The sequence below is a fragment of the Parabacteroides sp. APC149_11_2_Y6 genome, assembly GCF_054506995.1.
The window spans coordinates 1659028-1680028 of record NZ_CP173709.1; the positions used below are offsets into that span (position 1 = coordinate 1659028).

A 21001-nucleotide genomic window follows, 5' to 3' on the forward strand; every position below is an offset into this window, starting at 1 on the left:
TTTGGCATGTTTTTTGATATATTTTAAGAAAAATATAAAAAGAACAGGGGTATGAAAAACATTATTGTCTCATTTCGCTCATTATTCAGGAAAGGACGGCATAACGGGTTCAAGATATTGTCTCTTGGAGTTGGATTGGCAGTAGGTATGGTACTTATCGCCAAAGTCTGTTTTGAAGTTTCTTTTGATAATTTTTACCCGGAAGCAAGCCGCATTTACAATATCCGTGAGAATGTATCCGTCGGTGATAGGGATTTGGAGGCCTTTCATTATGTGAGCGGTGGAGTAGCACCGGGAATGAAAGCGGAAATACCGGGTGTTGAGGCGGCAACCCGTTGCCAGAGAATAGGTGTGGAATTGATTCTTACTCCTGATAAAAACAAATACAAAGCACGTTTCATAATGGCGGACAGTTGTTTTTTTGATGTCCTGCCCCGTGAAATATTGGTGGGGAATGCCACCGAAGTTCTTTCCCGTCCGTTGTATGCATTGGTTTCCGAGCATATGGCAGAAGTAATCGGAAAAGGTAAAGATGTGGTGGGCACTTCTTTCGAGATGGCCTCCTTTCCGGGAGTAGAAATTACGATCGGTGGTATATTCAAAAATGTACCGAAGAATACCCATTTATACTATGATATAGCTGTTTCCTTGTCGTCTTTAAGGAAGGTGTCAGGATGGTCTAATGAAGATGATTGGTTCGGAGGCGACAGCTATGCAGCCTATGTCCGGTTGGCTCCGGGACTTCGTGGCGAAGCACTTGAAAAACCGATGGCGGAAATGTTGGACAGGCATGTCGATTCGGAAAAATTGAAAGAGAACGGGATAAATTACAGTTTGTTTCTGACTCCTTTGGAAAAGGTTTATGCCAGTTCGCCGGAAACAAAGCAGATGGCTGTAATGCTTTTACTGATAGCGTTTGCCATTATATTTGCCTCTTTGATGAATTATGTATTATTGGAAATATCATCGTTGGTGACCCGCTCGAAGGATATTGCTGTGCATAAATGTTACGGTGCATCCGGAAAAAGCATTTCGAATATGATATGTTCGGAAACCTTCCTGAATTTGATTTTGTCTATCATTATAGCTGTTTTGTTGATTTTTGCATTTCGTGGAATAGTGGAAGAACAGTTGAATACCTCTTTAAGAGTGATGTTTACGCTGAATACCATACTTCTGTTAGCCGGGGTGTGCCTGTTGGTGTTCTTGTTGGCTACCTTGTTACCTTCCCAATTATTTTCAAGGATACCGGTGGCAACTGTATTTCGTTCTTATACCGAATCCCGTCGTTCCTGGAAAAAGGTGTTACTCTTTATCCAGTTTATTGCCGTTGGCTTTTTAGTGTCATTGCTTGCTATTATAGGTTTACAATATGAGCGAATGATAACCGACGATCCCGGATATTCATACGACCGGTTGGCATATTGTAGGATCGATGGCGTGAAGTCTTCAGCCCGGAAAGCCGTTATAAACGAATTAAATAAATTACCGGAAGTAGAAGGTGTGGCTACATGCGAGAACCTGCCTATGCGTAGTGGCTCCGGAGATATTGTATATCGTGAAGGAACGGATGAAAGTGTATTGCATTTTGTAGACCTTTACGAAGCGGATATCAATTATGTCCCTTTAATGGAAATGGATGTCATTCAGGGCAAGGCGTTTGATGAATCTTATACCGATTCTTCCCGTGTGATGATGGTTAGCCGGATGATGGCAGACAAACTTGCCATAGCTATGGATTGGAAAGACGGTGTGGTAGGGAAGACATTGCGTGTGAGTGGACATTCCGACCCCAGTTATGAGGTAATTGGCGTATATGATGATATCCGTACCGATGCTATAAACAGCGAATTAATGGCTCCGTCCGCTTTGTTCTATGGAAATTATGCAGCAAGGAACTTAGTGATAAAGTTCCATAATTTGACTGCTGAAAACCTGAAGAAAGCAGATGAACTGATAAAAGGGATGCTTCCGGATAAGGATGTATCGATTGTTTCTTATTCCGTAGGAATGAAAGATTTATATGCTGACTCTCTCCAATTCCGTAATTCTGTTTTATTGGGTGGAATTATTACATTGATTATTACGCTGGTAGGATTGATTGGTTATATCAGTGATGAAACAAACCGGCGTGGAAAAGAGATTGCCGTACGTAAGATAAACGGTGCTACGGAAAAGAATATTCTCTCATTGATTTCTTTGGATGTATTATATATGGCATTGCCGGCTGTTATAATCGGAACTATTATTTCCCGTTTTGTTGGGGAGAAGTGGCTACAGCAATTTTCGGAAAAGATACCGTTGAGTACAGGTCTGTTTATATTCTGTTCTGTAGTAGTGATAGTGGTTATATTAGCAACTGTAGTATATCGTTCATGGCAGGTTGCGATAGCCAATCCGGTGTTGAGCCTGAAATCCGAATAACCATCTTGAACCTGTGTCTAATAATTATACATCATTGTCAAATTATTGGACAGTGTCTTGCCGGAATGTATTTCATATGTTTCTGTTAATCATTTAATTATGTGTTTTGGCATGCTTTTTGGATATTTTTTGGAAGAAAAATAATAGACACAAGATATGAAAAACTTCATGATTGCACTTCGTTCTCTTTTTAAAAAAGGAAGAAGTAATGGTATTAAGATTTTATCCCTCGGTGTCGGGTTGGCAATGGGGTTGGTTTTGATTTCTAAAGTTTGTTTTGAAAGTTCTTTCGATTCCTTCTATCCGGACAGCGAACGCATCTACCGGATGAATGAACAAATAGAACGGGATGGCCAGTTGAAGACCTTTAACCAGGTGAGTGGTGCTGTTGCCACAGGGATGAAAGAGGAGATACCCGAAGTGGAGCTGGCTACCCGTCTAACCTATATAAGCAGCGACAATACATTGTTTACGACGGAAGACAAGGCTCGTTATTCAGCGAATTGTGTGCTGATGGCTGATTCGAACGTATTTGACGTATTGCCGGTTCCTATTTTATTAGGAAACCCGAAAGAAGTATTGGCGCGTCCCGGTTATGTGATGATTTCACGTAAACTGGCAGAAAAGATGGGAGGTGTCGGCAGTGTGGAAGGGAAAACTTTTCAAATGTACTCCAATCCCAGTAAAAAATATATAATAGGCGGTGTTTTCGAGAATATACCCGAAAACTCCCATCTTCGTTACGATATGCTTGTTTCCCTAAACGGCATGAACGAATGGAGTTTGAAGAATTGGGTAGGCAACGACCGGTATCTCGCCTATATCAAGTTATATCCCGGAGTTTCTCCTGAAAACCTGAAAGTTCCCATACGTGCGATGATGGAACGGCATGTAGATATGAATGAACTGCAAAAGGCAGGCGTGGATTATAATTACGGATTGACTCCGTTGGCAGAAATGCATAGTGCGACCGATGAAGTCAGGGATATGAACAATATGCTTCTGTCTCTTGCTTTCGTTCTGATATTGACAGCCGTTATGAATTATGTCCTGATTGTTCTTTCTACATTGATGGGACGGACAAAAGAAGTCGCTGTCCATAAATGTTATGGTGCTTCAGACAATAATTTGTTGGGGATGATTATGTCGGAGACTTGTTTGCATATGCTATTGTCACTGGTTGTTGCAGCATTCTTAATCTTATTGTTTAAGACGAAAGTGGAAGTCTTGCTGGGAGCTTCATTAGGCGCCTTGTTTACACCTCAGACCCTTATCCTATTGATAGGTATTTGTCTCCTTGTATTTTTAATAACAGGGCTGATTCCGACCTATATGTTCCTGCGTATTCCGGTGGCAGCAGCTTTCCGCAGTTACAGAGAGTCCAAGCGGTATTGGAAACTATGCCTGCTATTTGTCCAATTTGCCGCAACAGCTTATTTAGTGGCTTTGTTAGGGGTAATCAACCGTCAATATGATAAGATGATAAATGATAATCCGGGATATAGTTATGAAAAACTATTTTATTATGAATGTTCGGGATTGAGTGAAACAACCCGTGAAAGCACCCTTCAGGAGTTGGCAAAATTACCGGTAGTAGAAGAAGTCTCATCCTCTTGTGGTCTGCCTATTTATGGAGCTTCGGGAAACAATGTCTCTTTACCGAACGATGACCGGGAACTGTTTAATATCGCTGATTTGTATTGGGTGAATGATAATTTCTTTTCATTGATGGAAGTTCCTGTTATAGAAGGGGAAGCGTTCCGCCAGGATGGTTCGTCGAGCGATAAGGTAATGGTGAGCCGTTCGTTTGCCGAAAAAATATCAAAGATGGTAGGTTGGCAAGATGGAGTTGTAGGCAAAGGCCTCCATATTTCAGAACACAGCCAGTCCAGCAATGACATATTTACGATTTGTGGCGTATATGATGATATTCGTATAGGGTCTATAGCAGATGCAGACCCTGATTTACGTCCGACCGTTGTATTCTGGGGAAAACAGCAGCCTTCAACCCTGTTAGTGAAATTACGTGAAGTAACGCCCGAAAACGTACAGAAGATTACAGACCTGTTGGCGGAAATGTTGCCGGACCGGGATATTACAGTAGGCTCTTATAAGATGGATATGGTGAATTTGTATCAGGAATCAGGTAATTTCCGTGATGCAATCCTGATAGGTGGTGTGGTTACTTTGATTATCGCACTGATAGGTTTGCTGGGATATACGGCAGACGAAACCAACCGTCGCGGACGCGAGATTGCCATTCGTAAAGTGAACGGGGCAACCTCAATGAATATATTACGCATGATTTCCAAAGATGTATCTTTTATCGCTATACCTGCTTTGATTGTCGGGATATCCGTGGCGGGTTTTTCCGGGGAAAAATGGTTAAAGCAGTTTGTGGATAAGGTTCCGCTTAATTTGCCGTTATTCGTTATAAGTGCATTTTGTATTTACCTGGTGATAATAGCCTGTGTATTCTATCGTACCTGGAAAGTGGCCAATGATAATCCTGTAGAGAGTTTGAAGGCAGAGTGATTCTGAATAAATTAATACTACATAATGATGAAACAGTTCTTTTATGCTGTCAGTTACCTGAAAAACACATGGGGAAATAATCTGATTAAGATATTTACCCTAACGTTGGGACTTGCTATCGGATTGATATTATTTGCCCGCATTTCTTTTGACCTGAGCTATGATAAATTTTTGCCGGGAGCGGAGAACATCTATCAGGTACAAACCGTATATACAACGGGTGTGGGTACGGAAGAATCCAATACGATGGATTATTCGAATACTTTCCAGCCTGTGGCTCCGACTATGCCTTTCGAAATACCGGGTGTTGTAGCAGGGACTTCTATACTGGAGAGTGGCGAGACGGTTGTTTTTGAAGGTGTGGACCGGTATACGGTAAAAACGATTTATGCCGATACGATGTTCTTCAAAGCACTTCCGTTTAAAGTGTTGTCCGGCGACCCGCAGGAATTGAAAGTAGACCGGAATGTGATGTTGTCAAAATCATTGGCTGAAACTATATTTAAAGGGGAAGACCCTGTCGGGAAAACTCTTTTCGACGACAAGGCGCATAAAGTAATATTGACGGTAGTCGGTATATTTGAAGATGTTCCCGAAAACAGCCATATGGACTTTAATTTGATTTATTCGATAGTCGGTCGCAGCCGTAATAGCTGGAATGGGGGTGACGGATATGCCGGATATGTGCGTCTGCAGCCCGGGACAAATGTGGATAAGCTGAACCGGGAAGATATACCTGCCATGCTTGCCCGCCATATGGATCGTGAATCGATGAAAAAAGGAGGGTACTCTTTTGATTGTTATTTAAAGCCGCTTGTAAATTTGCATACGGATAATAAGGAAACGAAGCAGACACTGGTTGTTTTGTCCATCCTTGCCACCTTGATTTTGCTATCGGTTTCGTTGAACTATGTGATGATATCCATTTCTTCACTTGCCACACGTGCCCGTACAATGGCTATCTATAAAAGTAACGGTGCTACTTCGGGGAATATATTTTCTATGGCGATGATAGAGACATTAGTACTGGTATTAATCGCTCTGATATGTACAGCTTTGCTTATTCTATTATTTCAGGGGCAGGTCGCTTCATTGACAGGCGTTTCTTTGAGTGCATTGTTCTCAGGAAAGCAATTGCTGATAGGAGCGGGATTAGTCTTGTTTGTCATATTGCTGTCCGGCATTATTCCTGCCCGTATTTTTGCAGCAATACCGGTAACGCAGGCTTTCCGTTTTTATAATTATAGTAAAAGAGGATGGAAACAGGGTTTGCTGTGCGTGCAGGTTATATGTGCTGTTTTCATGGTTACTTTCCTGTCTATTATCCTGTTGCAATACCACCGGGTATTAGATAAGGATATGGGATATGAATCGGATAACCTTGTCTTTTGCAAACTGGATAGTGTCCCTTATGCAAGGCAACAGGTATTAAGGGCTGAATTGCTCCGTTCCCCGGAAGTAAAAGAAATCGCTTTTTCGGTGTCTTTAGCTTGCGAATTTTTTTCAGGGACTCCGTTGATGGACGAGGATTTAAGGGAAATATGTACCGTACGTTTTGATTATGTGGATACCAGTTATGTGAACACTTTAGGTCTGAAGCTGATGATGGGACAAAACCTCCCGCATGAAATGGGGGAACCGCAGCCTATATTGGTAAACCGGCGTTTAGTTGAAAAAATGCATTGGAAAGATGATCCTGTAGGTAAAAAGATACACGTAAGTAAGAATCTTCAAAATGCAGGAGTGATTGTTGGTGTTGTGGATAATTTTGTGGTCGGTTCGCTTTTTACGGAGCAAACACCTGTGATGCTTTATGGCATTCCGGAAGAATGGAGGAGTTTATTCCTGACAGTACGTTTGCAGGAAATGTCGCCCTCTTCAAGGAGTTCTCTCGAAAACCGTTTGCGCGAGTTATTGCCGGACGAAGATATTGTTCTGATATCTTATCGGGATTATCTGCATGAATCCTATCGGGATACCGAACGTTTTCGTGGTTCGGTTGCCATTGCCGCAGTCTTTATGTTACTTATCACGTTGATGGGATTAATTGGGTATGTATCCGACGAGATTCGGCGGCGGAGCAAAGAAATTGCTATCCGTAAAGTAAACGGGGCAACAGCTACGGATGTCTTCAGGCTTCTTTTACGGAATATAGCTTGGTTGAGCATACCTTCGGCAGTTATCGGCTTGTTGGGCTCTTATATGGCAGCATTCAAATGGCTTGAACAGTTTGCAGAGAAGATTTCCTTGAATCCGTTTATCTTTATCACATCCGGTATCGTTTTACTCTGCGTTATATTTATTTGCGTAGTATTACGTTCCTGGCATGCAGCCAATGAGAATCCGGTTAAAAGCATTAAGCTGGAATAATTAGGGATACAGATTATAAATGGAAATCCTCCGATGTATTCAGATTTGCATCGGGGGATTTTTATTTTTTATCCCGTCAGGGCAAACGCATTAGGAATAAAAGTAAAAAGCTCCGTTTAATAATTACTCCAAAAACTTGTCATTCATAGCTGCCGCCATTATTTTTCTTTTAATCGATATTTTGGCAGGATGCATTTTTAAGACAGGCAGCGCCAGTTTGTTTAATGCAGACAAATTCATCATGGCTTTCCTATCCATTCTAATGAAATCTTCTCTAAAAGAGACATCAAGCTGCCAGTGTAAATTATTCTCTATATTCCAATGCTTTCGTATGGAATCCATGGCTAACCTTGCGTCCAGTTCCAATGAGGAAATAAAATATTGTGTCTCTTTTGTCATCTTCTTTGTGGTAAGATTCTTTACAGTTGTCGTGATACAGCTGTCAAGTTCACTCTCATTAGAACTCTTACGATATTTTTCCAGAATATCGAATTCTGTAAAGCCCAAAGTTGGGTGGATTTCTGAAATATTTTGTATCTTAGACATATCTTAGTTTGAATATTTCACCCGTTTTGGCCGTCAAACCTTATTTTCGGGGGAATACCTAAAGATACAAAAAAAAGCCAACTAATTCGCAATGCTTTTATTATGAATTAGTTGGCTGATTTTGTATTATTTGCTGAATATCCCTGAGTAAACAATATCATTCAAGGATGATAGTATGATTCTTATCAATATCCAACAGGTAGATAAAAAAGAAAGGAGCTGTCCAAAAGTTAAATACAAAACTTTTGGAGTGCAGTCCACTCTTCATATAACAACCCTTTTATTGTTTGACATCCCACCATACACGTGACATGAAAGAATCACCTTTATCCATACGGCTGACAGCATCATTGTAGTTATTCATATTAACCTGAGATTCTGTTGACGGATATCTGAAACGGCGAGGAATAGAACCATCCGTTGCACTGGAACCATAAGGGTTGGCAGGATCATACGGAGACTTTAAATCCGGATAACCGGAACGACGCCAGTTGGAATATGCTTCATAAGTATTACAGAAACAGTTAATCCAATATTGCGTGTTAATCTGTTCTAAAGCTTTGCTCTGATCAAACGGATTTTCGTCCAAATAGGTACTGATTGCACCCGCACCCAGATACTGAGCATACAAACTCGATGCTTTCGGGAACTGGGCAAATTGTTCCATGGCTGCACGCACACCATTTTCGTAATAAGTCTTTGCATCTCCACTTACCCAACCACGAACAGCAGCCTCTGCCAATAAGAATTGAGATTGTGCATAAGTAATAATAAATGTAGGTGCTTCCGGATCGGAATAGGTATAACGGTTTACCGTTGAATATTTACTCCTATATCCGTCCAAATAATCTTTATCATTAAATTCAGGATACGTTTTACCAATAAACCATTGATTTGTTTTATCATTGCTGTAACCGGAAGGAAGGCCTTTTTGAACATCAGGTTCTGAATTCCCATATTGGTATGAGCTACCACTCTGAATGGATATTGTTGGATCGTCACAAACAGTTCCTATCAAAGCCAAGCGCGGATCTTTTGTATTCTTCAGCATATTAACAAATACATCATTCAAAAAGAAATGCCCACAATCCATATGTGCGAAAATTTTAGCATACGGTTCTGCCGAATCATCATTGGTATTGCCCCCCGGATGATTCAATATCGCATTCTCCGCATTAGAAGTAATCAGACCGTTGGCAACAGCCTTCTTTACCCAGTTTTGTGCCGTAATCGCATCGACTTTTGTCAAACGCATGGCCAAACGCAACATCAAAGTATTGGCGAACTTTTTCCATTTAGCGGCATCGCCCTGATAATAAACATCATGGGCAATCATTTTAGCCGTCCCCGCATTCAGACTGGCCTGAGCTTCATCCAGTTCTTTCAACATATCAGTGTAAATATCCTGCTGGGTATCGTATTTCGGATAAGAAAATTCTAAAGGACGACCGGCTTGTGAATAAGGAATATCTCCATAAAGGTCTGTCATTCGGCTCATTAAAAGGACTCTGACAATACGAGCCATGTTGTAATCAATCACATAATCCGGTTTATCTTTCCACAGGTCCATTACAGTCGTAATATCACGTATAGCACCACGATCGCCGGAATAAATATTCCAATAAGAGGCAGAATAGTCATCATTATACAGATAAAGAGCATATGTCCACCAGTTTTCATCAATGGCTGCTATATGTTGCATCCATTGTCCGCCATAGATACAACCGGCGCGCCAAACATCCCAATCCGAACCTAATCCCTGATGTTGAGCATTCGTAAACACCATTTCATAAGGGACATTCCCTTCGTTCATGTGCTCCGGATCGATATTTACATCGCCGAAATCGCTACAGCTTGTGTTGACAAACATCAATCCTACTGCCGCAAATGCATATTTAATATATTTATTCATAATATGTTCCGTCTATTTTGATTAAAATTTAACATTAACATTGAAACCAATACTTTTAGTTGCCGGGTAACCGTTCAATTCCAGACCCTGTCCGTTTGTATTGTTATAAGCAGATTCCGGATCGATATTGTCGGTATGTTTGATGATCGTCCATAAATTACGTCCTACCAAAGAGATATTCAAGCCCTTTACCACTTTTAATTTTGTCAACAGAGCCTGAGGGAATTCATAACCGAGAGAAAGTTCGCGCAACTTCAGGAAGTTGGCATTGTACACAAATTCTTCAGCGATATTATTATTTGCGATGCCTGAATAATAGGTCTGAGCATCTACCTTAACATTATTAGGAACATAATTTCCATTGGCATCCTGCATTACACCGGCACCAATAATTTCTCCTCTGGGATTGTCAGCCGTACGTCCAATTAACGTATTTTTGTGTAAACCCTCACCATAGAGGGAATAGTTCGTTCCCGAGAATATTTTAGCGCCTACTTTGAAGTCTAACAAGAATGCCAGAGAGAAGTTTTTATATTTGAACGAGTTACTCCAGCCACCGGTCAGGTTGTAAACGCCATTGCCCAAACTGGAAAGTTCATCTGCTGCCTGAGGGATACCATCTTTGTAAACAATCTGCCCCTCGTACCGTTTGTATTTATAACCGATCAGTTCGCCATACGAAGAACCCACGATATTCTGGACACTCACATTACCTGAACGGGAAGTAGCGCCATCAATCTGCAAACGTTCTACGCCTTCACCCAAATACAATACTTTACTGTCATTGTAAGCTAAATTTAATGTCGTATTCCACTCAAAATCTTTCGTATGAACCGGAACTACATTCATCATAAATTCAAAGCCCGAGTTACGAATTTCACCGACATTCATAATCTTAGACCCGTAGCCGGAAGTACCAGAAGTAGAAACTACCGCGATATCATCCGTTGTTTTCTTCGTATAGTAAGCCATATCGAACGACAAACGGTTGTCCAGGAAGGCCAAATTCAAACCGACTTCATACTCTGATATCCGAACCGGTTTCAATGCCGGGTTCGGATATTGATCATTATTATTCTGAGTAATTGTGCTCTGGCCATTTACCGTATATTCTCTCAACTTATAAAGCAACAGATTCTTATAAGGATCCGTACCGTTAGATGCTGAAGCATAGGAACCACGAATCTTGCCGAAGGTAAACCATTCCGGCATTTTGAATGTATCGGTAAATACCCAAGATAAAGTAGCCGACGGATAGAAATAGCTATTGTTTTCCGGAGACAAGGTAGAGAACCAGTCGTTACGGCCGGTCAGGTTCAGGAATAGCTGGTTCTTCCAACCCAGGTCGGCGGTAGCATATACAGAATTTACACGATATTCACTATATATTTTGGAAGCCCGTTTGTCACCCAGGTTATTTACAGACCACAAGCCGTCTACAATAAACGGACGGCCACCGTCTGTCGGCGTATATTGTTTGGTAATAGTGCGCTGGCGGTTGCCACCCAATGTAGCAGCAACAGACCAATCGCCGAACTCCTTATTGAAAGCGATCAGATAGTTCAGGTTCATTTCTGAGAAACTTTTGGAATATTCTACCATAAAACCGGCAGGGTCGGCAGCAGCACCCATTGGCTGCACCTGCTTGAAGTCCATGTTGAAACCGTCACGCTGAACAGATCCCTGAACAGACAACCAGTCGGTAATATCATATTTCAAGGTCATGGCTCCCGTTAAACGGTTTTTGTTCATGTCGTTGGTCTTCCGATACTGCAACCAGTACGGGTTATTGAAATAAACATTATCACCGCCCAGTAATTCGGATCCGTCTGCTGCCGTACCCCAATCACTATCGGCACTACCTCTTTCCAGCCAACGGATATCGAAAGAGTTACCCCGGTGGATCAAAGAAGCATTGGTATTACCGTTACCGTCCGCCAAGTTGGAACGGCCATTCGTCTTTTCAAAAATATAGTTGGCATTCACCATCAAATGCAGGTTAGAAAGGATATCGTATGTGGTGTTCATATTAATACCCTGCTGCTGGTCGCCGGCATTTGGCAAAATACTTTTTTCATATACATTAGATACCCCAAAACGATATGTGATCTTATCGGATGCACCGCTGATAGCGACAGAGGCCGATTCGTTGAGGCCAGTACGGTAGAAATTTTTCCAGTTATCAATGTATGAATAGTCATATGTATTGCCTAAGAAGTTTACCGCATTACCGCCATCCAGAGCTGCACCCCAGCTGGACTGCTCTGAATTCTTGGCCGAGTTGACATCTGCCGGACGGCTGCCATACGTTCCCTGGCCGAATTCTTTCTGATAATCGCGATAATCGTAAATCGTATTAAATGTCAGGTTATTATTGAACTCAATGGAAACCGGTTTGCCTTTTTTACCTGATTTGGTAGTAATCAGGATCGCACCGTTACCTCCACGATAACCGTACAAAGCAGAAGCAGCAGCGCCTTTCAATATCTGGATCGATTCGATATCATCCGGATTGATGTTGTTCAAACCGTCACCCATATCTATTCCACCCCAAGTTCCGGCGCTACCCAAGTTCTGGTTGGTAAACGGAACGCCATCTACTACATACAACGGCATATTATTACCCGTCAAAGAGGCATTACCACGAATAATAACACGAGAAGAACCACCGGCGCCGGTTGCATTACCGGACACACTAACACCGGCTACTTTACCCGTCAACGCGTTACCCAAGTTTGGGTCACGCGCTAAGGTGAAATCTTCACCTTGAACTTGCGTTGTCGAATACCCCAAGGAACGTGACTGACGTTTAATACCCAAAGCAGTCACCACCACTTCATCGATCTTCTGTGTGTCTTCAGCCAATTTAACATTCAAGGAAGGTTGTCCCGTGTACTTAATTTCCTGAGTTACATAACCAACGAAGGAGATTTGAATAATATCTCCATTTTTTACGCCTTCTAAGGTAAACTTACCATCCATATCGGTAATATTACCATTGGTAGTACCTTTTATCACCACAGCTGCTCCGGTTATAGGACCTACAGCATCCTCTACAATACCTGTGACTTTTCCTTTTTGTTGGGAAATGTTCATGCTTTGATTGGCCGGCTCCGTTATTGCATGCATGTTTCCTGGGAGAGAAAATGCACCCGCCAATAAAATCAAGCTAATAGGTTTAATTTTTTTTAGCATAATTTGTGTTTGTTTTGTTGAAATAATCCAGTGCTATATGAAATATGGAGACTTTTAGCATTTTTTACTTAGTTCTAAAAGAACTTAACTAAAAAATACTTTCTTGAAATGAGATAATGTATTGATATCCAGAATGTAATAAGTATTGATAAAAAGGCATATCACAATTGTTATGTCTGTTAGCTCTATAGTGAAAAAATATTATTTTTAAATATATTACACATATATTCAAAGGTTCGAATAAATTCACTTTAAAAGGGTGATTTTCTTTTAGTTTACTTAAATCTCCTATTAAACATCAGTTATTCAAGAAATACTCTTATCTCACCAAATTGTTAAAAACGAGGTAATAATATTTTTTTTTGAATAAAAATAACACAACAATATAAAAAAATCATATCTTTGTACGGATATGAAATATGCAGAGTTCTTTTAGAACTTAATCCATAATCAATTGCTTTTTTACAGCTTTAACCGGGCATCCTGCCAACAAAAAGTAAATGTTCCTGCAAAATATAGAGTAACAGCTTGTAGAAAAAAGAGAGAAGGATATACAAACAAGAAAAACGAGATTTACCCTTGTTACCGCTCTTTTTATTAGAAATCAATCTCTACGTCATATCAATATGAATCAGTCCGAAAAGCCTTTGGTAAATCCATGAGTCCCAGCGTTAGACTCATAGACTCCAGAAGTGTAAGGACGTCCCATCACATAGATAGCAGTGAAAAGGGTATCGATGGTGGCAAGAAAGTTAAAGGCAGAAAAGAGCATATTATTGTTGATATGCTTAGATTGCCTATGGCTATCAAAGTTCATGCTGCCAAATCATGTGTTGTGATACATCCAAACGTTTGGATGTATCACAACTACTGTAAAGAATCTTACCACAAAGAAGGTGACAAAAGAGACACAATATTTTATTTCCTCATTGGAACTGGACGCAAGGTTAGCCATGGATTCCATACGAAAGCATTGGAATATAGAGAATAATTTACACTGGCAGCTTGATGTCTCTTTTAGAGAAGATTTCATTAGAATGGATAGGAAAGCCATGATGAATTTGTCTGCATTAAACAAACTGGCACTGCCTGTCTTAAAAATGTATCCCGCCAAAATGTCGATTAAAAGAAAAATGATGGCGGCTATGAATGACGAGGTTTTGGAGCAATTATTAAACGGAGCTTTTTCCTTTTATTCCTAATGCGTTTGCCCTGGTTATTCCGTACTAATTTGTTTTCGGCGTGGTCGAAAATATTCACGGCGCCCTCGAAAATATGAATGACATGGCCGAAAATATAAATGACCACGTCGAAAACAGATTTTCTGCTGTAGTTTTTGAAATAGGTACGGGTATAAAATAAAAATACTTCCGGTAGGAGAAACATTTCCTTTGATAGAAATAAATTTTATTAGATACAATCTATCCCTTTATTTGTAAAGCATAACCCTTTTCGTACATTTGTGAAAAATAACAACGTAAATCGATATTATGATTAACACTTTGACATCATTGCGATTTCTATTTGCATTGATGGTTTTTGGAGCACATTGTTATGTCATTGACAATTTCTTTAGTACCCATTTCTTTAAAGAAGGATTTGTTGGGGTTAGTTTCTTTTTTATACTGAGCGGTTTTATTATAGCCTATAATTACCAGGAAAAATTTGAGGAAAACAGAATAACCAAGCGTACATTTTGGGTGGCACGTTTTGCACGTATTTATCCTTTGCACTGGCTGACGTTGTTTATTGCCGCCGCATTAGGAAATTATGTGATTGCATCGGACGCACTGGATTGGTGCAAGCATTTTTTGACCTCGTTTACATTGACAAATGCCTATATACCCCAAGCAGATTATTTTTTTTCATTCAACAGTCCTTCGTGGAGTTTATGTTGTGAACAGCTTTTCTACCTCTGTTTCCCATTCTTTATCCCCATCACAAAGAATTATAAACATTTGACCTGCTTTTTTGTAATTGCAGCCCTATTGGTTCTTGTCGGAATGTATTTCACTCCCGAGAACTATATAAAGGAATATTGGTACGTTAATCCGATTACCCGATTGCCTGATTTTATTGTAGGGATATTACTTTTCAGGTTATATAAATATCTAAAGAACAAAAATATAACATCCCGGCAAGGGAGCATATTCGAAGTTGTATCTGTAATCCTGTTTTTGGCATTTTATTTCTATGCGGCCGAAGTACCTAAAGTGTACCGGTATTCTTGCTACTACTGGTTGCCCGTAGCATTGGTTCTGGTTAGTTTTGCCTTGCAAAAAGGCATTTTGTCTCGTATTTTGTCTAATCGTTTGTTGGTGATCGGCGGAGAAATCAGTTACAGTTTCTACCTGATTCACCTGTTTATCTTGTTGTCTTATGCCGAATGGCAAAAAGGGAGTAGTATCCATATAGCCTGGTACATCTCTGTCCCGGTGCTTTTCTGTATCACTGTCTTATTGAGCCTGCTTTCATATTATTATTTTGAAAAGCCAATGAACAAACGCATTAAAATAGTATTGAATAAATAACGGTTACTTTTTGCGATTCGTCCGTCTTATTGCTTGTTCTGCTCTGACTTTCGGTTTTATTGATTACCTTTGCATTTCAAAATCCGAAACAAAGTAGACTGAATGATAGATTTTAATGCAATCCCATCTCCCTGCTATGTGATGCAGGAGGACTTACTTCGCCGGAACCTTTCGCTTATTAAAAATGTAAAGGAACGTGCAGGTGTTAATATCATATTAGCATTTAAGGCTTTTGCCATGTGGAAGGCTTTCCCGATTGTACGCGAATATATCCCGTATTCTACCGCCAGTTCCAAATATGAGGCACAGCTTGCTTATGAGGAAATGGGCAGTCCGGCACATACTTATTCGCCGGCATATACCGAAGCCGATTTCCCGCTTATATTAAAATATAGCAGTCATGTGACGTTTAATTCGTTATCGCAGTTTGAACGGTTTTATCCAATGGTGCAGGCAGACGGTAACCGGGTGTCGTGCGGTTTGCGGATCAATCCTGAATATTCGGATGTAGAGACGGATTTATATAATCCGTGTGCCCCGGGTTCAAGGATGGGAGTCATCAGTGATTTGCTCGGAGATACATTGCCGGAAGGTATTGAAGGCCTTCATTTCCATACGTTATGCGAGTCTACGTCTTATGATTTGGAGAAAACGCTGGCTGAAGTGGAAAAACGTTTCGGCCGGTTCCTGCCCCATATCAAATGGTTGAATATGGGAGGCGGCCATTTAATGACACGGGAAGGGTACGATACCGGGCATCTTATTTCTTTGTTGCAATCCTTCAAAGCCAAATATCCCAATTTGGAAATAATAATGGAACCGGGCAGTGCATTTGCCTGGCAGACCGGATTCTTGCTGACTACCGTTGTCGATATTGTAGAGAATCATGGAATAAAGACGGCTATTATCGACGCCTCTTTTACCTGCCATATGCCGGATTGCCTGGAAATGCCCTATAAGCCGGTTATCCGGAATGCAACTGAACCGCAGGAGGGAAAGCCGACTTACCGTATCGGTGGAAACAGTTGCCTGAGTGGCGATTATATGGGAGACTGGTCGTTTGAAGAACCGCTCAAGGTGGGCGACAAGCTGATATTTGAAGATATGATTCATTATACGATTGTGAAAACAAATATGTTTAATGGAATCCCTCATCCGTCGCTTGCTTTGTGGAGCCAAAAGAATGAATTAGTCATGTACCGTACATTCGGTTACGAAGACTATAAAAACAGGATGAGCTAAGTTGAGTTAACGCATGGGTAGTAGACAACAGGCAGCAGAAAAAGGGAAAATGAAGAATAATTGCCGGCTGTCCATTGTCAATTGTCAACTGTTTAGTAATTTAGCGCACTCGTTGCATCAGAAAACAATTTTTAGCTTTTATAGATATGGGAATTTTTAGCTTTTTCAGTAAAGAGAAGAAAGAGACTTTAGACAAAGGGTTATCAAAAACAAAAGAGAATGTATTCTCTAAGCTAACCAGAGCCATTGCCGGAAAAAGCAAGGTAGATGACGAAGTACTGGATGATCTGGAAGAAGTATTGATCACTTCCGATGTCGGGGTAGATACTACACTGAAAATAATATCCCGTATTGAAGAAAGAGTAGCAAAAGACAAATATGTCACGACCCAGGAGCTTACGGCTATCCTGCGTGAAGAGATTGCCGCTTTGCTGACGGAGAATAATACCGAAGATGCCGAGACATTCACTCTTCCCGAAGATAAGAAACCGTATGTGATTATGGTGGTAGGTGTCAATGGGGTAGGCAAGACTACGACTATCGGCAAATTGGCTTACCAGTTCAAGAAAGCCGGTAAGAATGTTTATCTGGGAGCTGCCGATACGTTCCGTGCCGCTGCTGTGGAGCAGCTTGTTATCTGGAGTGAACGGGTAGGAGTGCCTATCGTAAAACAGAAGATGGGTTCGGACCCTGCTTCGGTTGCATTCGATACGCTGAGCTCGGCAAAAGCCAATGGTGCGGATGTGGTGATTATCGATACCGCCGGACGTTTGCATAACAAGATAAACCTGATGAACGAGCTTACCAAGATAAAGAACGTAATGAAGAAGGTGATACCCGATGCACCCCACGAGATATTGCTGGTGCTGGACGGTTCTACCGGACAAAATGCGTTCGAGCAGGCAAAGCAGTTTACTGCCGCTACAGAAGTGAATGCTTTGGCGGTTACCAAATTGGACGGAACGGCGAAAGGCGGTGTGGTAATCGGTATTTCCGACCATTTCCGTATCCCTGTGAAATACATCGGACTGGGAGAAGGCATGGAAGATTTGCAGGTATTCAACAAAAAAGAATTTGTAAACTCTCTCTTCGGAGAATAAATAATGACGCGGCTGACGCGAAAAACACGGGTTAAAGGAACGAATTAGAATATGCGGAAAAATAAGGTAGATATTATCACTTTGGGTTGTTCTAAAAACCTGGTGGATTCCGAACAACTTATGCGCCAGTTTGTAGCTAATGGGTATACGGTAGAACACGACCCCCATAAGATAAACGGGGAAATAGTCGTAGTGAATACCTGCGGCTTTATCGGTGATGCACAGGAAGAATCTGTAAATATGATTCTGGAACTTGGCGAAGCGAAGAAAAAAGGCAAGATAGGCAAGCTTTTCGTAATGGGATGCCTCTCCGAACGTTTCCTGAAAGACCTCGAAAACGAGCTGCCGGAAGTAGACCATTTTTATGGGAAGTTCAATTGGAAGGAACTGCTTTCCGACCTGGGTAAATCTTACTATCGGGAACTTGCATCCGACCGTGTACTGACTACTCCCAAACATTATGCTTACTTGAAGATAGCGGAAGGGTGTAACCGGACCTGTTCTTATTGTGCAATCCCTATCAGTACGGGACATTACCAATCCATTCCGATGGAGGATATAGAAAACGAAGTACGCCTGCTGGTAAAACAAGGCGTAAAAGAGTTTCAGGTGATTGCACAGGACCTGACGTATTACGGGCTGGATTTATACAAACGGTACGCTTTGCCGGAACTGGTTGAACGTATTTCCGATATACCGGGCGTCGAATGGATACGCCTGCATTACGGTTATCCGTCCCATTTCCCCTATGATTTGTTGCGGGTAATGCGTGAGCGCGATAATGTCTGCAAATATATGGATATCGCTTTGCAGCATATCAGCAATCCGATGTTGAAGAAGATGCGCCGCAACATCACCAAGGAAGAAACCTATGCCCTGATAGAACGGATGCGGGAAGAAGTGCCGGGAATCCATCTGCGTACGACTTTGATGGTCGGGCATCCGGGGGAAACGGAACAGGACTTTGAAGAACTGGTGGAGTTTGTCCGGAAAGCCCGTTTCGAACGTATGGGAGCTTTTGCTTACAGCCATGAGGAAGGTACCTATTCCTATAAACATTATTCGGATGATATAGACCCAGAAATCAAGCAGGAGCGCCTGGACACGCTGATGCGGATACAGGAACGCATTTCCGCCGAGACAAATGTGTCTAAAATAGGCAAAACATTTAAAGTAATCCTCGACCGTGAGGAAGAAGACTTTTATGTGGGGCGAACCGAATTTGATTCGCCTGAAGTTGACCCTGAGATATTAATCTATAAGGACCGCGAACTTGTCCCCGGAGCATTCTACCAGGTGGAAATCGAAGATGCACAGGCATTTGACTTGTACGGAAAAGTGTTGTAATGATATAAAAACTGTAAACAAATTTGCCTGTTTACGAAAAAATAACTAATATAGCTGCATAATCTATTAATGGATGCGGACATGAAAAATAAGGAGCTGATAACGGAGCTATCCCACCGTATGGGGTGGACTGCGCAGGAGGTGACTGATACACTTTCTGTATTGAGCTCTGTGGTAGGTTCTCGTCTGGTAGACAACGATACGCTCTGCCTGCAAGGTTTCGGACAATTTGAAGTAAAGAAGAAAGCAGAGCGGATTTCTGTCAACCCTTCCAATGGTAAACGCTATCTGGTCCCTCCTAAACTTGTTCCTGTGTTTAAACCGGGCAGTACCTTGAAAAATAAACTAAAAGACTTGGGTGACAATGAATAATCGGCTGACCATACAGGACTTGGCCGGTTTACTGGCAGACCATACCGGAAAAGATAAAAACGTAACCGAACGTTTCCTGAGAGAGTTTATCGCGATTGTGTCTGAAGGTGTCTTTGCCGATAAAATCGTAAAGATTAAGGGGCTGGGAACATTTAAGATAATTGCCGTGGAGAAACGGGAGAGCATCCATGTGAATACCGGCGAACGTTTTCTTATTCCTGCACATTATAAATTTTCTTTCCTGCCTGATAAGGAACTGAAAGAACTCGTCAATAAACCATTCTCCTTTTTTGAAACAACAGAAATAGGAGAGGATGTGGACTTTTCGGATATGGATGTTTCAGAAGACACAGAAGAAAAAGAAACGGAAGACGAATCTGTGGAAGAAGTCATGCCGGAAGAGCAATTACTTTCTCTGCCAGTAACGGAATCCTCAGATGAAACAGAGGAGGGGCTTCCTGTAGTGGAAGAGGAGGCTATTGTGGAGAATGAAACTTCCCTTGAAGAAGAAGCTATTACAGAAACTGTAGAAGAAACAATCCCTGAAAATAAAGAAGAGGCAGCAGACTGTACGGTTGCAGCAGCAGCAGATGCGTTAATCGCTGAAGAGCCTGTTGTAGAAGAATCTGCTATGGAAGAACCAATCGTACAGGAATCAACTATAGAGGAAATTCTGGAAGATGCCGCTGTGAAAGAAGAAATAGCTCCGGAAGAAGTTATCCCGGAAACGACTGTTTCCGAAGAAACTGCCGTACAACCGGAAGAACCGGTATCCTCTAAAAAAATAATACTGAACAGCCGTACCCTGATAATTTCCGCAATTGTTTTACTGCTTGTCGGTATCAATATAGGACTTTATCTGAATCGTGAATTTTTCAAGAAAGAGGAGGTGGAACTTCCAGTTGCGGAAGATGAAAATATAGCTGTGGCAACCCCTTCCGATTCTCTGGATTTGGCGAAACAAGCCGTGGAAAATGATAAAGATACGATTCAAAAGCATTCCGCTACGGATACAGTTGCTCCGGCTTCCGGTATTCCGGCCAAAGAAGAAAAAGCCCCGGTTGAAACCTCTGCCAAGAAAGAAATAGGACTGGTGAAGATTGCTTCGGGCGACCGGTTAACATTGATTTCCCTGAAATATTACGGACATAAGATATTCTGGGTATACCTCTATGAATATAATAAAGATGCGATTAAAGATCCGAACAATGTGCCGATAGGGACTGTTATTAGAGTCCCGGCGCCTGAACTGTATGGGATTAATGCGCAAAGCCGTTCGTCTATAGAAAAAGCTGCTGCACTTCAAACTCAAATACTGGCGGGAGCCTTGTAATTGAAACCTTTGCTTTTAAGTAAAATAAAACAAAATAGGAACCTGTCGGTTAGTATTATTTAACTGCGAAAGTATAAAATACGAATTTAACATT

At 41.4% G+C, this 21001-nt stretch carries 13 protein-coding genes and 1 pseudogene; 11 read left to right on the forward strand and 3 right to left on the reverse strand.

Features of this window, described 5'->3' with window-relative positions; genetic code table 11:
• Positions 1–51: 51 nt before the first annotated feature.
• The 3 genes from ACGE0T_RS06620 (at position 52) to ACGE0T_RS06630 (ending at position 7329) form a co-directional block, all read left to right on the forward strand.
• On the forward strand, positions 52–2424 hold the full coding sequence (locus tag ACGE0T_RS06620; protein WP_459189743.1) for an ABC transporter permease: 2373 nt from the start codon (positions 52–54) through the stop codon (positions 2422–2424).
• A gap of 156 nt (positions 2425–2580) precedes the next feature.
• Positions 2581–4959, forward strand: a complete 2379-nt coding sequence (locus tag ACGE0T_RS06625; protein WP_459189744.1) for an FtsX-like permease family protein — start codon at positions 2581–2583, stop codon at positions 4957–4959.
• 24 nt (positions 4960–4983) lie between these two features.
• Entirely contained in the window at positions 4984–7329 is a 2346-nt protein-coding gene (locus tag ACGE0T_RS06630) for an ABC transporter permease (RefSeq protein WP_459189745.1), read from the forward strand.
• A 123-nt stretch (positions 7330–7452) separates the two neighbouring features.
• On the opposite strand, the gene ACGE0T_RS06635 is transcribed toward ACGE0T_RS06630, so the two are convergent.
• The 3 genes from ACGE0T_RS06635 to ACGE0T_RS06645 form a co-directional block, all read right to left on the reverse strand.
• A complete protein-coding gene (locus tag ACGE0T_RS06635) occupies positions 7453–7875 on the reverse strand; it encodes an ISAs1 family transposase (RefSeq protein WP_459189746.1) in 423 nt (140 codons plus the stop codon).
• Positions 7876–8155: 280 nt separating this feature from the next.
• Positions 8156–9787, reverse strand: coding sequence for a SusD/RagB family nutrient-binding outer membrane lipoprotein (locus ACGE0T_RS06640; protein WP_459189747.1), 1632 nt, complete (start codon positions 9785–9787; stop codon positions 8156–8158).
• 21 nt (positions 9788–9808) lie between these two features.
• Positions 9809–12982, reverse strand: coding sequence for a SusC/RagA family TonB-linked outer membrane protein (locus ACGE0T_RS06645; protein ID WP_459189748.1), 3174 nt, complete (start codon positions 12980–12982; stop codon positions 9809–9811).
• A 658-nt stretch (positions 12983–13640) separates the two neighbouring features.
• Here ACGE0T_RS06645 and ACGE0T_RS06650 point away from each other — a divergent pair.
• From ACGE0T_RS06650 to ACGE0T_RS06685, 8 genes and pseudogenes are all read left to right on the forward strand, one after another.
• A pseudogene (locus tag ACGE0T_RS06650) lies at positions 13641–13796 on the forward strand (transposase); the annotation flags it as partial.
• A 28-nt stretch (positions 13797–13824) separates the two neighbouring features.
• On the forward strand, positions 13825–14184 hold the full coding sequence (locus ACGE0T_RS06655; protein ID WP_459190430.1) for an ISAs1 family transposase: 360 nt from the start codon (positions 13825–13827) through the stop codon (positions 14182–14184).
• Positions 14185–14472: 288 nt separating this feature from the next.
• Positions 14473–15513, forward strand: a complete 1041-nt coding sequence (locus ACGE0T_RS06660) for an acyltransferase family protein (RefSeq protein WP_459189749.1) — start codon at positions 14473–14475, stop codon at positions 15511–15513.
• Positions 15514–15615: 102 nt separating this feature from the next.
• Complete coding sequence (gene nspC / locus ACGE0T_RS06665) at positions 15616–16755, forward strand: carboxynorspermidine decarboxylase (protein ID WP_459189750.1); 1140 nt, start codon at positions 15616–15618, stop codon at positions 16753–16755.
• A gap of 146 nt (positions 16756–16901) precedes the next feature.
• Complete coding sequence (gene ftsY / locus ACGE0T_RS06670; RefSeq protein ID WP_459189751.1) at positions 16902–17855, forward strand: signal recognition particle-docking protein FtsY; 954 nt, start codon at positions 16902–16904, stop codon at positions 17853–17855.
• Between the two features lie 51 nt (positions 17856–17906).
• Positions 17907–19202 carry a 30S ribosomal protein S12 methylthiotransferase RimO gene (gene rimO / locus ACGE0T_RS06675; protein ID WP_459189752.1) on the forward strand — a complete coding sequence of 432 codons (1296 nt, stop codon included), beginning with the start codon at positions 17907–17909 and terminating at the stop codon, positions 19200–19202.
• Positions 19203–19283: 81 nt separating this feature from the next.
• Positions 19284–19574, forward strand: coding sequence for an HU family DNA-binding protein (locus ACGE0T_RS06680; protein WP_459189753.1), 291 nt, complete (start codon positions 19284–19286; stop codon positions 19572–19574).
• A complete protein-coding gene (locus tag ACGE0T_RS06685) occupies positions 19567–20907 on the forward strand; it encodes an HU family DNA-binding protein (protein WP_459189754.1) in 1341 nt (446 codons plus the stop codon). Before ACGE0T_RS06680 ends, ACGE0T_RS06685 begins: the two co-directional genes overlap by 8 nt.
• Positions 20908–21001: the final 94 nt, after the last annotated feature.

Excerpts from the sequence above, each read along its gene's own strand:
- ACGE0T_RS06620 (WP_459189743.1), top strand. The coding sequence starts at position 52 with ATGAAAAACATTATTGTCTCATTTCGCTCATTATTCAGGAAAGGACGG.
- ACGE0T_RS06625 (WP_459189744.1), top strand. The coding sequence starts at position 2,581 with ATGAAAAACTTCATGATTGCACTTCGTTCTCTTTTTAAAAAAGGAAGA.
- ACGE0T_RS06630 (WP_459189745.1), top strand. The coding sequence starts at position 4,984 with ATGATGAAACAGTTCTTTTATGCTGTCAGTTACCTGAAAAACACATGG.
- ACGE0T_RS06635 (WP_459189746.1), bottom strand. The coding sequence starts at position 7,875 with ATGTCTAAGATACAAAATATTTCAGAAATCCACCCAACTTTGGGCTTT.
- ACGE0T_RS06640 (WP_459189747.1), bottom strand. The coding sequence starts at position 9,787 with ATGAATAAATATATTAAATATGCATTTGCGGCAGTAGGATTGATGTTT.
- ACGE0T_RS06645 (WP_459189748.1), bottom strand. The coding sequence starts at position 12,982 with ATGCTAAAAAAAATTAAACCTATTAGCTTGATTTTATTGGCGGGTGCA.
- ACGE0T_RS06660 (WP_459189749.1), top strand. The coding sequence starts at position 14,473 with ATGATTAACACTTTGACATCATTGCGATTTCTATTTGCATTGATGGTT.
- nspC (WP_459189750.1), top strand. The coding sequence starts at position 15,616 with ATGATAGATTTTAATGCAATCCCATCTCCCTGCTATGTGATGCAGGAG.
- ftsY (WP_459189751.1), top strand. The coding sequence starts at position 16,902 with ATGGGAATTTTTAGCTTTTTCAGTAAAGAGAAGAAAGAGACTTTAGAC.
- rimO (WP_459189752.1), top strand. The coding sequence starts at position 17,907 with ATGCGGAAAAATAAGGTAGATATTATCACTTTGGGTTGTTCTAAAAAC.
- ACGE0T_RS06680 (WP_459189753.1), top strand. The coding sequence starts at position 19,284 with ATGAAAAATAAGGAGCTGATAACGGAGCTATCCCACCGTATGGGGTGG.
- ACGE0T_RS06685 (WP_459189754.1), top strand. The coding sequence starts at position 19,567 with ATGAATAATCGGCTGACCATACAGGACTTGGCCGGTTTACTGGCAGAC.